15 protein-coding genes are annotated in these 12,836 nt (G+C 66.4%); 4 read left to right on the plus strand and 11 right to left on the minus strand.

Going from position 1 to position 12,836, the window contains the following annotated elements; all coding sequences use genetic code 11:
• Window positions 1-28: 28 nt before the first annotated feature.
• Together U1707_RS04920 and U1707_RS04925 are read left to right on the plus strand one after the other, a co-directional pair.
• A complete protein-coding gene (locus tag U1707_RS04920; protein WP_332798934.1) occupies window positions 29-274 on the plus strand; it encodes a type II toxin-antitoxin system CcdA family antitoxin in 246 nt (81 codons plus the stop codon).
• Window positions 274-570 (plus strand): CcdB family protein, encoded by a 297-nt coding sequence (locus tag U1707_RS04925; RefSeq protein ID WP_332798935.1) that lies wholly within the window; start codon window positions 274-276, stop codon window positions 568-570. Before U1707_RS04920 ends, U1707_RS04925 begins: the two co-directional genes overlap by 1 nt.
• Before the next feature lie 3 nt (window positions 571-573).
• Here the strand turns inward: U1707_RS04925 and tldD are convergent, their stop codons facing one another.
• Window positions 574-2,001: a metalloprotease TldD gene (gene tldD / locus U1707_RS04930; RefSeq protein ID WP_332798936.1), complete on the minus strand. Its 1,428-nt coding sequence runs from the start codon at window positions 1,999-2,001 to the stop codon at window positions 574-576.
• 18 nt (window positions 2,002-2,019) lie between these two features.
• On the minus strand, window positions 2,020-2,253 hold the full coding sequence (locus U1707_RS04935) for a zinc-finger domain-containing protein (protein ID WP_332798937.1): 234 nt from the start codon (window positions 2,251-2,253) through the stop codon (window positions 2,020-2,022).
• A 273-nt stretch (window positions 2,254-2,526) separates the two neighbouring features.
• Here U1707_RS04935 and U1707_RS04940 point away from each other — a divergent pair, with 273 nt between their 5' ends.
• A complete protein-coding gene (locus tag U1707_RS04940; RefSeq protein ID WP_332798938.1) occupies window positions 2,527-3,465 on the plus strand; it encodes an ABC transporter ATP-binding protein in 939 nt (312 codons plus the stop codon).
• Between the two features lies 1 nt (window position 3,466).
• Here the strand turns inward: U1707_RS04940 and U1707_RS04945 are convergent, their stop codons facing one another.
• From U1707_RS04945 to U1707_RS04985, 9 genes are all read right to left on the minus strand, one after another.
• Window positions 3,467-4,684, minus strand: a complete 1,218-nt coding sequence (locus U1707_RS04945; RefSeq protein WP_332798939.1) for a UxaA family hydrolase — start codon at window positions 4,682-4,684, stop codon at window positions 3,467-3,469.
• Window positions 4,681-4,980: a UxaA family hydrolase gene (locus U1707_RS04950; RefSeq protein ID WP_332798940.1), complete on the minus strand. Its 300-nt coding sequence runs from the start codon at window positions 4,978-4,980 to the stop codon at window positions 4,681-4,683. The genes U1707_RS04945 and U1707_RS04950 overlap by 4 nt, the downstream gene beginning before the upstream one ends.
• Window positions 4,977-6,005, minus strand: a complete 1,029-nt coding sequence (locus U1707_RS04955; RefSeq protein WP_332798941.1) for an aldo/keto reductase — start codon at window positions 6,003-6,005, stop codon at window positions 4,977-4,979. The genes U1707_RS04950 and U1707_RS04955 overlap by 4 nt, the downstream gene beginning before the upstream one ends.
• Window positions 6,002-6,880, minus strand: a complete 879-nt coding sequence (locus tag U1707_RS04960) for an amidohydrolase family protein (protein WP_332798942.1) — start codon at window positions 6,878-6,880, stop codon at window positions 6,002-6,004. Before U1707_RS04960 ends, U1707_RS04955 begins: the two co-directional genes overlap by 4 nt.
• Window position 6,881: 1 nt before the next feature.
• Window positions 6,882-7,736, minus strand: a complete 855-nt coding sequence (locus U1707_RS04965) for a fumarylacetoacetate hydrolase family protein (protein ID WP_332798943.1) — start codon at window positions 7,734-7,736, stop codon at window positions 6,882-6,884.
• Complete coding sequence (lldD, locus tag U1707_RS04970) at window positions 7,733-8,881, minus strand: FMN-dependent L-lactate dehydrogenase LldD (protein WP_332799070.1); 1,149 nt, start codon at window positions 8,879-8,881, stop codon at window positions 7,733-7,735. The genes U1707_RS04965 and lldD overlap by 4 nt, the downstream gene beginning before the upstream one ends.
• 7 nt (window positions 8,882-8,888) lie before the next feature.
• Window positions 8,889-9,620 carry an SDR family oxidoreductase gene (locus tag U1707_RS04975; RefSeq protein ID WP_332798944.1) on the minus strand — a complete coding sequence of 244 codons (732 nt, stop codon included), beginning with the start codon at window positions 9,618-9,620 and terminating at the stop codon, window positions 8,889-8,891.
• A gap of 13 nt (window positions 9,621-9,633) precedes the next feature.
• Window positions 9,634-10,941 carry an L-fucose:H+ symporter permease gene (gene fucP, locus U1707_RS04980; RefSeq protein WP_332798945.1) on the minus strand — a complete coding sequence of 436 codons (1,308 nt, stop codon included), beginning with the start codon at window positions 10,939-10,941 and terminating at the stop codon, window positions 9,634-9,636.
• A 336-nt stretch (window positions 10,942-11,277) separates the two neighbouring features.
• Complete coding sequence (locus tag U1707_RS04985) at window positions 11,278-11,616, minus strand: L-rhamnose mutarotase (RefSeq protein ID WP_332798946.1); 339 nt, start codon at window positions 11,614-11,616, stop codon at window positions 11,278-11,280.
• A gap of 172 nt (window positions 11,617-11,788) precedes the next feature.
• Here U1707_RS04985 and U1707_RS04990 point away from each other — a divergent pair, with 172 nt between their 5' ends.
• Window positions 11,789-12,802, plus strand: a complete 1,014-nt coding sequence (locus U1707_RS04990; RefSeq protein WP_332798947.1) for a zinc-binding alcohol dehydrogenase family protein — start codon at window positions 11,789-11,791, stop codon at window positions 12,800-12,802.
• Window positions 12,803-12,836: the final 34 nt, after the last annotated feature.

Consider the following 12,836-nt stretch of genomic DNA (forward strand, 5'->3'; position numbering starts at 1 on the left):
GCGCTTTACCCGCGCATACTCTGTGCGCATGAGACATGATCCAATCGCCACCGGCAAGCGCAAATCCGTGAACCTGTCGCTCGATACCGGTATCGTTGCGGCGGCACGAGAAGCGGGGATTAATCTGTCGCAGGTCAGCGAGGTCGCAATCCGCGCGGCGGCAAAGCGCGTGCAGGACGAAAAATGGCGCGAGGAACATCGCGACTGGATCACGGCAAACAACGCCTGGATCGAGGAGAATGGCCTGCCGCTTGATCGATATCGATTGGCTTGATGGCGCGCTTCGACGTCTACCCCGCACCCGAAGGGGGGTATTGGCTCGACTGCCAGTCCAACCTGCTGTCGGACCTGAACAGTCGTTTCATCGTACCTCTGCGGTTGTATGCCGATGTGCCAGGGGGTGATCGACGATTAAACCCGGTCTTTGCAATTCACGGCACCGAATACGTCATGCAGACGCACTTGGCGGCTGCGATCTCGGCGAAACTGCTGTCCGAGCCAATCGTCTCGCTGGTCGAGCACGAATACCGTATCGGCAGCGCGATCGACATGCTTACGGGCAGTTACTGAAGGCTAGGCCGCCGTCCCGCCGACAGTCAGCCCATCCACTAGCAACGTCGGCTGGCCGACGCCGGCCGGCACCGACTGCCCGCCCTTGCCGCAGATCCCGATACCATCGTCGAGCGCGAAGTCGTTGCCGATGCCGCGGACCTTGGTCAGCGAACTCGGGCCGTCGCCGATCAGCGTCGCGCCCTTGATCGGTGCGCCGAGCTTGCCGTCCTCGATCAGATACGCCTCGGTGCAACTGAACACGAACTTGCCCGAGACGATATCGACCTGGCCGCCGCCGAACGCCTTGGCGAAGATGCCCTTCTTGACGCGTGACAGCAATTCGGCGGGATCGTCGTTGCCGGCCTTCATGAAGGTGTTGGTCATCCGCGGCATCGGCGCATGCGCGTAGCTCTCGCGGCGGCCGTTGCCAGTCGCTTCGACGCCCATCAGGCGGGCGTTGAGGCGGTCCTGCATATAGCCCTTGAGGACGCCGTCCTCGATCAAGACGGTCTCGCGCGTGGGCGTGCCCTCGTCGTCGATCGTCAGCGACCCGCGACGATCCTGGAGCGAGCCGTCGTCGACCACCGTAACGCCCTCGGCCGCGACACGCTCACCGATCCGTCCCGAGAAGGCCGACGTGCCCTTGCGGTTGAAATCACCTTCGAGGCCGTGGCCGATCGCTTCGTGCAACAGGATACCCGGCCAGCCATTGCCAAGAAGCACCGTCATTTCGCCCGCCGGCGCCGCAATCGAGTCGAGGTTGACCAGCGCCTGCGACAACGCCTCGTCGATTGCGCGGTTGTACGTCTCGGGCTCGAACAGGTCGTTGTAGAGATAGCGGCCGCCGATCCCGTAACTGCCCGTCTCGCGGCGGCCATTCTGCTCGGCGACGATCGAGACGTTGAGGCGGACCAACGGCCGCACGTCGGTCGCGACGAAGCCGTCTGCGCGGACGATCTCGACCACCGACCATGTCCCCGAAAGGCTGACCGACACCTGCGCGACGCGAGGATCGCGCGCCCGCGCGGCAGCGTCGATCGTCTGGCACAAATTCACCTTATCGGCGAATGGCACGAGGTCGAGGGGATCGGCAGCGGTGTAGCGGCGCTGGTTGGTGCCCTGCGGCGGGCCGGCCTTTGCGGCGACGCCTGGCTCGATCAACGCCATCGTCTCGGCGGCGCGGCGGATCGCGGCGGGGGTCATCTCGTTCGAATGCGCGAACGCGGTCATCTCCCCCGAGACGGCACGCAGGCCGAACCCTGAGCTGGTGTCGTAGGACGCCGTCTTCAGCCGACCGTCGTCGAACCCGAACGCCTCGGCCTTGCGATATTGCAGGAACAACTCGCCATCATCGGCCTTGCCGAGCGCCTTGGCGGTCAGCGCTTGCGCCTGCTCGGGGTCGAGCGTGTCACGGTAGAGGAACGAACGGGGGTCTGCTGCTATCGTCATCCGATAGATATAAGAGGCTTAGCGCCCTGCGCCATCCCCGTGATCGCGCAAAGTCGACTGGTCCGCGCCATCGGCGGGTCCACCGACGAGGATGAAGCGGCGGTCGCAATAGCCGCAATCGACGTATCCGGTCTCGTCGATCTGCAACCAGACGCGCGGATGGCCGAGTGCTGCACCGCCGGGAATGTCGGTGGCGCCGTCGCAGGCGACGCGGTTGTGGGTGACACGGGTGGTTTCGAGCGGCGGATGCATGCGGCGGCGATAGCAAGCGCGCGCGGGCCGGGCAATTGGTTCTTCGGCGTGGGCGAGAAGGAAGAATGAGTTCGCGCAGAGGCGCGGAGAGCGCGGAGATGTTCCGCCTGTCGCGAAGCGACCGTTCATATCATCTACGGCCGAGCAGATAGTAGCGTCTCCCGACCAACAGGCTCAATGCAATTCCTCCGCGCTCTCTGCGCCTCTGCGCGAACCAATCTTCTTTGATCGTCAGGGGATGACCCGCCTTGCGGCCCCCGCTATGCCGCAGCCATGACCGAAGCTGCGATCGCAATCTCGAACCTTTGCAAGACCTACGCGCCCGTCGGCACCGCCCCGCCCAAGCGCGCGCTGGACGGGGTGACGTTCGACGTGCCGCGTGGCCAGATCTTTGGGTTACTCGGCCCGAACGGCGCGGGGAAGTCGACGCTGATCAACATCCTCGCTGGGCTCGTCAACAAGACCGACGGCAACGCGGCGATCTGGGGGTTCGACATCGACGAGCACCCGCGCAACGCCAAGGCGTCGATCGGCATCGTCAACCAGGAGATCCTGTTCGACCCGTTCTTCTCGCCGTTCGAGACGCTGGAGATCCAGGCCGGGCTCTACGGCGTGCCCAAGGCAAAGCGCCGCACCATGGAGTTGCTGCGCGCGGTGCATCTCGAGGACAAGGCGCACGCTTACGCCCGCACGCTGTCGGGCGGGATGAAGCGCCGCCTGATGGTGGCGAAAGCGATGGTCCACTCGCCGCCCATTCTCGTCCTCGACGAACCGACCGCGGGCGTCGATATCGAACTGCGCCAGCAACTCTGGACCTATGTCCGCAGCCTCAACCAGGCCGGCGTCACGGTGGTCCTCACGACGCATTACCTCGAGGAAGCTGAGGAACTCTGCGACCGGATCGCGATCATCAACAACGGCCGGCTCATCGCCAACGAACCGACGCGCGAACTGGTCGGCAAGGCGCAGGAGAAGATCGTCGCGGTCACCGTCGACCGCGACGTGACCGACATCCCCGCGAATGTGTGCTTCCAGAAGATCGCGCTGAAGGGCACGCGGACTCTGGAGATCACCTACAAGAAGGACCGCGTGAACGCCGGCGAAGTCCTGGCCGCGGTGCAATCCGTCGGCTTCGGGATCGTCGACGTCTCGACCAAGGAACCCGATCTTGAGGACGTCTTCCTCAGCCTGACGCGCGCCGCCAACGCCTGACTCAGTGACAGACCGCGGGGCGAGCCGGTCCCGAGGCCTTGTACGTCAGGATGAACTCCGAATGGCCCAGTTCTTCGGACTTGGTCTGCACGCCGTTCGCGATCCCGATGATCAGGTCGACGATCTCGGCGCCGACTTCGTCCAGCGTACCGCGCCCCTCGAGGATGCGGCCGGCATCGACGTCCATGTCGTCGGCCATCCGCCGATAGGTGTCGGGATTGGCGCAGATTTTCACGACCGGCGAGATCGCCGAGCCGACCACCGAACCGCGCCCGGTGACGAACAGGTTGATATGCGCGCCGCTCGCCATCAGTTCGCCGATCTCGGCATTGTCGACGATGTTGGGAAAGCCGAACTTCGGATCGCCCGGCGGCACGACGTCGAGCAGATAGAGGCCCGGCCCCGGCACCAGCTCGGCGGGGTCGATCACGCCGTCGATCGCACGGCTGCCCGACTTGGCATAGGCGCCGGCGGATTTTTCCTCCTGGCTCGACAGGCCGCCCTCGGCGTTGCCGGGTGCGAAGCTGCCGTAACCCATCGCGCGATAATAGGTCTCGGCCTTGTGGACCGAAGCGATCAGCGCGTCGGCCACCGCGGGCGTCGCGGCGCGGCTTGCCATATGACCTTCGCAGCCGATCATCTCGCCGGTTTCCTCGAAGATGCACGCCGCACCCGCGTCGATCAGCGTATCGAAGGCGCGTCCCACCGCCGGGTTGCCGGTAATCCCGCTGGTCCCGTCGGACCCGCCGCAGATCGTGCCGATCACCAGCTCCGACATCGCCATCGGCACGCGGCGCGCGCGCGCGTCGGCTTCGGCACGGACGCGTTCTACCGCGGCCATGCCGGCCGCGATCGCGGGGCCGGTGCCGCCGACCTGCTGGATCACCACGGTTTCGACCGGACGGCCCTGTTCCCGTGCGTTCGCGCCGAGCAGTTCGCGGTTGAAGCTCTCGCAACCTAGCGACAGCAGCACGACCCCGCCGACATTGGGGTGCGTGGTCAGCGCCTTCATCATCGCGAGCGCGTAGTCGTTGGGATAGCAACCGGGAAAGCCGATCAGCTGGACGCGCGGATCATCGATCTTGTCGACGATCCGGCGCGCGACGTGATGCGCACATTCGACCAGATACACGACCACGATGGCATCCCGGATGCCCTTGCGGCCATCGGCGCGCAGCCAGCCGGTCATCGCCCCGTCGTTCAGAGCCACGTCGTTCATGAATGATCTCCTGCCGCGTCACGCAGGTGCGCGGGGATATAGTCGCTCTGCATGTTGTGCATGTGGACCCAACCGCCTGCCGGCACGTCCGATGTCGCCGACCCGATCGGCATGCCGTATTTCACAATCTTGTCGCCGGTTTTCAAGGACGAGACCGCGATCTTATGTCCGAGATCAACCTTCTCGGTGATCGACAGCGGGATTCCCTCGACCTCGATCCCCTCCCCCGGCATCAGATTGCGGCAGGCGACGGCAACATTGTCGCTGGGCGACAGGCGGATTGCGGCGGCGGTCATGCCGAGGGCACCGGAGCATCGCCGCGGATCAATCCTGCGGCGCGCAACTCATCCCAGAAGGCAGGCGGGATCGCGGCATGATACAAGTCCAGCGTCTGCGCGACCCGCGCGGCGCTGCCGATGCCCGGGATCACGCTGGCGACGATCGGATGCGCTAGCACGAACGCAAGCGCAGCGGCGGGCAGAGGAACGCTATGACGATCGGCGATCGCCTCGATACCGCGCACGCGCGCCAGGACAGGCTCGGGTGCGGGACCATAATCGTAATGGATCGTGCCGCCCTGCCGCGTGCCGGTCGCTAGGATGCCGCTGTTGTACGGGCCGCCGATGACGATCGACGCGCCCGCCGCCTCGCACGCCGGGAACAGCGCGTCGAGTGCATCCTGTTCGAGCAGGGTGTAGCGCCCGGCGAGGAGGATCGCGTCCAGCCGTGCTTCTGCCATCACATCGAGGCAGACCTGGATCTCGTTGACGCCGATGCCGAAGCCCTTGATCGTGCTTTCGCCGCGCAGCCGCTCAAGCGCCTTGAGGCCCCCGCCGCTGGTCAGCTGCTGCCAGTAACCGTCCGCGGCGTCGCCGTGCGTGTAACGCCCGATGTCGTGGACATAGAGCAGGTCTATCTTCGCCACGCCCATCCGCTGCAGGCTGTGCTCGTGGCTGCGCAGGATGCCGTCGTGCGTGTAGTCGTAGCGCATCCGGAACGGCATCGGCGAGCGGAAGCCGTCGCGTTCGCGGTCGTCGGTGATCGCGGCGTCGGGATCCATCAACCGGCCGACCTTGGTCGAGACGACGGTATCCGGCTGCGACCGCAGCGCATCGCCGACGCGCCGTTCGGACAGCCCGCGGCCATAATGCGGCGCGGTGTCGACATAGCGCAGCCCCGCAGCGAGCGCGGCATCGACCGCGGCGCGCGCATCGGCGTCGGCGACCGGCGCGTAGAGATTGCCGAGCGAGGCGGCACCGAAGCCGAGTTCGGGCACCGACAGCGCGGTGCGGCCGATCGGCCGGTGGGGAATATGCGTCAAAGGTCCAGGTCCAGTCGATAGATGCGGTTGGCGTTGCGGCCCCACAGGTCGGCGCGTTCGTCGTCGCTGCGATCGGCGAGCAGGGCCTCGTAGGCGCCGAGCGTCTCGTCCAGCGTCGCGAACAGGCGATCGGTGGGAAAATTGGTGGCGACCATCACGCGTCGGGTGCCGAACAGGTCGATCACTTCGGCGACGATGTCGGCAAAGGCGGCGGGGTCGAACGGCGCGTGGATGAACCCCGCCCCCGACAGCTTGATCGACACCTGCGGCATCGCTGCCAGCGCGATGATCCCGGCGCGCCACTGCTCCAACCCGTCACCGGGGATCGGCAATCCGAGATGATTGACGATGACGGGAACGGTCGGATGCAGCGCCGCGATGTCGACGAGCCCGGCAAGTTGCGCGGGGAAGCCGTGAAAGTCGTAGCTGAGCCCGTGATCGGCAAGCAGTCCGAAGCCGCGTCGCCACGCCGGATCGACGGTCAGGTCGCGCGGATAGGCTTGTCGGACGGCGTCGGGGTGCCAGTTTACGAGGTGGCGGATGCCGCGCACGCGGGGCCGCGCTGCCTGCCGGGCGAACAGCGCTTCGACGTCGGGATCGTCGAGTTCGACCCGCGCGATGATCGCATCGGGCAAGCCGTGCGCGTCGGCCACCACGTTGAGCCAGTCGGTTTCAAGCTCGCCATCGTCGCGGTGCGCGCCGGCGTCGATATGCACCGCGCCGACCAAGTTCCACGCCGCCGCCGCCGTGCGGTGGTGCTCCACCGTATAGGTGGCGGCGATCGGCGCTGTGTCCGGCTCGTCGAGCCAGGGATAGCGCAAGCCATCCCTGTCCCAGAGGTGCAGATGCGCATCGACGAACGGCGGCCGCGTCATCTCAGCTACGTGGCTGCCAGGCGACGAAGTCCTGCCGTTGCTCGCCGAGTTTCTCGATCCCCAGCGTGACGACGTCGCCCGCCTCGAGATACCAGGGCTCGGGCTTCTGGCCCATGCCGACGCCCGGCGGCGTGCCGGTGGTAATGATGTCGCCGGGTTCCAGCGTCATGAACTGCGAGCAATAGGCGACGATCTCTGCGACCGAGAAGATCATCGTCTTCGTGCTGCCGGTCTGCATGCGCTTGCCGTTGACGTCGAGCCACATCGACAGGTTCTGCGGATCGCCGACCTCGTCGGCGGTGACGAGCCACGGGCCGACCGGGCCGAAGGTCGGGAAGCCCTTACCCTTGTCCCAGGTCGCGCCGCGTTCGAGCTGCCAGTGGCGCTCGGACACGTCGTTGACTACGAGGTAGCCCGCGACATGCGCGAGTGCGTCGGCGGTTTCGACATACTCGGCGCGGGTGCCGATGACGATGCCGAGTTCGACTTCCCAGTCGGTCTTCTCGGAATCGCGCGGGATGACGACCGGATCGTTCGCCCCTTGCAGGCAGCTGACCCATTTGTTGAAGACGACCGGCTCCGCGGGGATCGGCAGATTCGATTCCGCGGCATGATCGGCGTAATTCAGGCCGATCGCGACGAACTTTTGCGTGCCCGACACCGGTACACCGTAGCGCTGATTGCCCTCGACCAGCGGCAGCGTCGCAGGGTCGATAGCCGCAAGCTTGGCGAGCATGTCCGGCGCCAGCGTCTCGCCGGTGATATCGGCATGGCCGGTCAGCGCACGCAGGCGCCCGTCGGCATCGATCAGGCCCGGCTGCTCGTGTCCGGGAGCGCCATAACGACAGAGTTTCATAGCCTATCCTTTGTAGAAACCAGAATGGAACGGTCGATCTTGGCGATCGTGTTGACGCCCGTGAGCGTCATCGCGACGCGCATTTCCTTCTCGATCAGGTCGAGCAACTGCGTGACGCCCGCCTCGCCGCGCGCGGCGAGCGCATAAAGCCACGCGCGCCCGAGCAGTACGCCATGCGCGCCCAGTGCCAGCATCCGGACGACGTCGAGCCCCGAGCGCACGCCCGAATCCGCCAGCACGGTCAGCCGGTCGCCGACCGCATCGGCGATCGCAGGCAGCGCGCGTGCGGTGGACAGCACGCCGTCGAGCTGGCGCCCGCCGTGGTTGGACACGACGATCCCGTCCGCACCGACGTCGGCGGCGGCACGCGCGTCGTCGGGATCGAGGATACCCTTGATGATCAGCGGGCCGTCCCAGGCGCTGCGGATCCAGTCCAGGTCGCGCCACTGGATCGACGGATCGAAATTGGCGCCAAGCCAGCCCATGTAATCGTTCATCCCGCTGGCCTTGCCGAGCACCGGTTCGAGATTGCCGAGCCGGTGCGGCCGACCGCGCAGGCCGACGTCCCACGCCCAGCCCGGCCGGCCGATCGCCTGCATCAGGCGGCGCAGCGGCGCGCGGGGCCCCGACATGCCCGAATGCGCGTCGCGGTAGCGGGCACCCGGTACCGGCATGTCGACCGTGAACACCAGCGCCTCCGCGCCCGCCGCCTTGGCGCTCGCGATCAGGTCGCGCATGAAACCGCGGTCGCGCAGGACGTAGAGCTGGAACCACAATGGTCCGTCGGTGGCGCGCCGGACCTCGTCGATCCCGCACAACCCCACGGTCGACAGCGTGAACGGCAGTCCGTGCGCATTGGCGGCCCGCGCCGCTTGAGTCTCGCCGCGCCGACGATACATGCCGCCGATCCCGATCGGTGCAAGCGCCACCGGCAGCGGCATCTCGCGACCGAACAAAGTGGTCGACAGGTCGATCGTCGCCACGTCCTGCAACACCCGCTGGCGCAGCGCGATGTCGGCGAGATCCGCGGTGTTACGCCGCAGCGTCTGCTCGGCATACGCGCCACCGTCCGCATAATCGAACAAGAAGCGCGGCAGCCGTGCCTTCGCCGCACGCTGGAAATCGAGAGTCGAGGCGATCGTCACCATCGCATCAGGCCATACACCAGCCGCCGTCGATCACGTGCAACTGCCCGGTGGTGTAGGCGCTTTCGTCCGACGCGAGATACAGCGCGAGCGCCGCGACCTCGTCGGCCTTGCCGAGCCGGCCCATCGGCTGACGTGCGATGAACGCGGCGCGTGCTGCGGCTTCGTCGCCGGTCGCCGCCAGCCGCTCGTCGAGCGAGGGCGACTGCACGGTGCCCGGACAGATCGCGTTGCAGCGAATGCCCTTGCCGACATAATCGAGCGCGACCGAACGGGTGATCCCGGCGACTGCTGCCTTCGAGGCGCAATAGGCGTAGCGGTTGCCGACGCCGATCACCGCGCCGGCGACCGACGACATGTTGACGATCGAGCCGCCGCCGCGCGCGATCATCGCCGGCAGCAGCGCGGTCAGCATGTGCGTGATCGCGTGGACATTGAGGTCGAACGACAGGTCGTAGCCCGCGTCCGCGGTCTCCAGCAATACGCCCGCATCTACATAGCCCGCGCAGTTGAACAGCACGTCCACCCCACCGGCGGTTTCCGCAAACGCCCTGATCGCAGCGCGATCGGTCAGGTCAATGACGTATGTCGTGCATCCCGCCAGATCGGCCAGCGCCGCTGCATTGCGATCGAGCGCGAGTACCTCGGCACCCGCGGCGGCAAAAAGCTCTGCCGCAGCGCGCCCGATGCCCTGGCCGGCACCGGTCACGATCGCGCGCTTGCCCTTCAGTCTATCCACGTCGTTTTTCCTTTCAGATCGATGCCCGCGCGGTCGCGCCGCGGGCGTACAGTGCAAAGGCGAATACCGCCGCGAAACAGGCGGCCGGCACCAGCATCGCATGCGTGATCCCGGCGCGATCCGAGACCCAGCCCATCAGCGCGGTCAGCGCGGCGCCGCCAATGATCGCCATGACGATCAGCGACGACCCGGCCTTGCGCAGCGGCCCGAGGCCATCGACGCCCAGCGCGAATATCGTCGGAAACTGGATCGACATGAACAGGCTGGCCGCGACCATTGCGTAGAGACCGACCGTACCGCCTACCGTCCCGGCGAACGCCGCCAGCCCCAGCGAGATCGCCGAGCAGATCGCCAGCAGCGTGACCGGTGCGAGCCGCGACATCAGCGCCGTCCCGACGAACCGCCCCGCCGCGAACAGCACCAGCGACGCGAACAGTGCATCGGCACCGCCGCGCTCGCCCATCCCCGCATTCGCCTGGGCATAGCGGATGGTGTAGCTCCACAGGCCAACCTGCGCGCCGACATAGAAGAACTGCGCGATCACCGCGGCGATCAACTGTGGGCGTCGGAACACGTCGGTGAAGCGTGCGCGCGACTGCCCGTCCTCGTCTTGATCGACGCTGCCGCGCGGAAACGGCACCAGTGCTGCGGCCACCGCGAACAGCAGCACGACCGCCGCGATCGCGACATAGGGCAGCACCACCGCCTGGACTTCCGCGCGGTAGAAGGCGTCGCGCGCCGCATCGCTCATCGCGGCCAGGCTGCGCTCGTTATGCTCGATCCCCGACAGGATGAAGTTACGCCCGACCAGGATGCCGGTGATCGCGCCGAGCGGGTTGGCCGCCTGCGCCCAGTTCAGTCGCCGCGTCGCGGTGCGCGGATCGCCCAGCTCGGTCATCAGCGGATTGGCCGACGTCTCGAGAAAGGCGAGGCCGCACGCGATCACGAACAGCGCGAGCAGGAACAGCTGGTACATCCCCGCGATCGCGGCAGGATAGAACAGCAGCGCGCCGCACCCGTACAGCGTCAGCCCGGTCACGATCGCGGTCTTGTAGCCGTAGCGGCGCATCACCGACGAGGCCGGGATCGCAACGACGAAATAGCCGAAGTAGAAAACCTGCTGAACGAAACTCGTGCCGAAGTCCGACAGCGCGAAGGCTTTGCGGAATTGCGCGATCAGGATGTCGTTCAGGTTGTTCGCCATCCCCCAGAGGAAGAACAGCGCGACGGTGATGACGAACGCGGCGACATAGCGCCCATCGCGCCCCCCCGCCCCCTCGCGAGGCCCGTCGTGGGAGTCGATCATCGGCAGCAACGCCATCAGCCTGCGCTCCCTGTCATGAGCCCGTGACCTCGTACGGAGATCTGGTGTCGGCAACTAGCGGGATCCGTCGTGCCGCTTTTCCGCGTCAGCGCTCGGTCCCTGCCGGCAAGGGGCGAGCGTGGCGCTGGCCCGTACGACATCCTTGGCTGCAGGTCCCGATCCGTCATTCCAATATCCGTTATGAGATTTATCTCTCGCTGGCGATAGCGCAAATTTCAGCGGGTCTGCTTTTCAGGCCAGACGAGCCTGTCGCGAGACCGAACTCTGTCGGATGACACTCGCTCGCCAAGCGGATTCTGCGAAGGCCCTGGCAAACACGTTGCCGGGTTGCCGCTATTGCTCGGCGAGGGCGAAGATGCGTGACATCGGCACCCATTTCTCGGTTGCGGCGGCGTGGGGAAGGGGACGTTGGAAATGGTCCATCGCGGCCTCCCAACGGTCGTCGACTGCGCCTTGTTCGGGGGTAAGCGACCGGGGCCAGTTGTCAGCGACGGTCGCGATCATGAACAGGCGATCGGCGGCGCGCCAGATTTCCATGTCGAGGAAACCCTTGGCCCGAATACCCGCCGTCACCTCCGGCCACACCGCGCCCGGCGCATGCGCGCGCTCGTACTCGGCGATCAAATCCGCGTCGTCGACCAAATCGAGGGCGAAGCATATTCGACGAGACATTGGCGCTCTCCTACTCAGGCATCGACCCGGCACCGTTTTGACGCGCGCCTTGCATGTTTGCATGGATGATATCGTAATATCATTTATTGAGCTAGGGAGTGCAGCCAAGATCTGGGCGTCGGGCGCGAGCGGCGATCGCGATGTCCGACTGGAACCAGCAGGAGGAGTGACAATGAAGGCTCTGGTATGCACCGCGCCGAACGAGGCGCGGATCGAGGATCGGCCGGTCCCGCGGGCGGAGGCTGGCGAAGTCCTGCTGCGGATGCGACGCGTCGGGATCTGCGGCACGGACTATCATATCTACGACGGCAGCCAGCCCTTCTTCAGCTATCCGCGCCTGATAGGGCATGAACTCGCCGGCGAAATCGTCGAAGCGCCGCACGACAGCGGACTGGCGGTTGGACAGATCGTCACGGTCAACCCCTACCTCGCCTGCGGCACGTGCGTCGCCTGTCGCCGTGGCCGCCCCAATTGCTGTTCGAACATCCGCGTGCTCGGCGTCCATGCCGATGGCGGCATGACCGAATATCTGGCGGTTCCCGTCGGTTCGATCGTCCCGACCGAAGGACTGACGGTCGATCAGGCGGCGATGGTCGAATTCCTCGCCATCGGGGCGCACGCGGTCCGGCGTGCGGCGATCGAGCCGGGCACGCGCGTCCTGGTGACCGGTGCCGGCCCGATCGGCATCGGTTGCGCGCTGTTCGCGCGGATCGTGGGCGCTGGGTCCGTCACGCTGCACGATCGCAGTGCGCCGAGGCTGGCGACGGCGGCGACGCGCTTCGGCTTCGAAACCGGAGTCGTCGCGGGACCGGACGCGATGACGGAACTGGAACGGATCACCGACGGCGAAATGTTCGATTACGTGTTCGACGCGACCGGCAGCATATCGGCGATGAAGGCGGGCCTCGCGCATGTCGCGCACGCCGGGACCTATGTGCTGGTCGGCCTGTGTCGCGACGATCTCGTGTTTTCCGACCCTGAATTCCACAAGCGCGAGACGACGCTGCTCGCCAGCCGCAACGCGCTGTCGGTGGATTTCCAGCACGTCATCGCCTCGATCCGCAGCGGCGCGGTGTCGACCGACAGCTTCCTGACCGATCGCGTCGCGCTGGACGATGTGCCAAACGCGATCCCCGCGCTGATCGCGCGGCAGGAGCAGGTGCTGAAGGCGATCGTGACGATCTGAGCCGCCCCCTTCGCCCCCAGTCCTTTGCCGGAGC

It is taken from the genome of Sphingomonas sandaracina (assembly GCF_036663695.1).
GTDB lineage: Bacteria > Pseudomonadota > Alphaproteobacteria > Sphingomonadales > Sphingomonadaceae > Sphingomonas.

Excerpts from the sequence above, each read along its gene's own strand:
- U1707_RS04920 (WP_332798934.1), top strand. The coding sequence starts at position 29 with ATGAGACATGATCCAATCGCCACCGGCAAGCGCAAATCCGTGAACCTG.
- U1707_RS04925 (WP_332798935.1), top strand. The coding sequence starts at position 274 with ATGGCGCGCTTCGACGTCTACCCCGCACCCGAAGGGGGGTATTGGCTC.
- tldD (WP_332798936.1), bottom strand. The coding sequence starts at position 2,001 with ATGACGATAGCAGCAGACCCCCGTTCGTTCCTCTACCGTGACACGCTC.
- U1707_RS04935 (WP_332798937.1), bottom strand. The coding sequence starts at position 2,253 with ATGCATCCGCCGCTCGAAACCACCCGTGTCACCCACAACCGCGTCGCC.
- U1707_RS04940 (WP_332798938.1), top strand. The coding sequence starts at position 2,527 with ATGACCGAAGCTGCGATCGCAATCTCGAACCTTTGCAAGACCTACGCG.
- U1707_RS04945 (WP_332798939.1), bottom strand. The coding sequence starts at position 4,684 with ATGAACGACGTGGCTCTGAACGACGGGGCGATGACCGGCTGGCTGCGC.
- U1707_RS04950 (WP_332798940.1), bottom strand. The coding sequence starts at position 4,980 with ATGACCGCCGCCGCAATCCGCCTGTCGCCCAGCGACAATGTTGCCGTC.
- U1707_RS04960 (WP_332798942.1), bottom strand. The coding sequence starts at position 6,880 with ATGACGCGGCCGCCGTTCGTCGATGCGCATCTGCACCTCTGGGACAGG.
- U1707_RS04965 (WP_332798943.1), bottom strand. The coding sequence starts at position 7,736 with ATGAAACTCTGTCGTTATGGCGCTCCCGGACACGAGCAGCCGGGCCTG.
- fucP (WP_332798945.1), bottom strand. The coding sequence starts at position 10,941 with ATGGCGTTGCTGCCGATGATCGACTCCCACGACGGGCCTCGCGAGGGG.
- U1707_RS04985 (WP_332798946.1), bottom strand. The coding sequence starts at position 11,616 with ATGTCTCGTCGAATATGCTTCGCCCTCGATTTGGTCGACGACGCGGAT.
- U1707_RS04990 (WP_332798947.1), top strand. The coding sequence starts at position 11,789 with ATGAAGGCTCTGGTATGCACCGCGCCGAACGAGGCGCGGATCGAGGAT.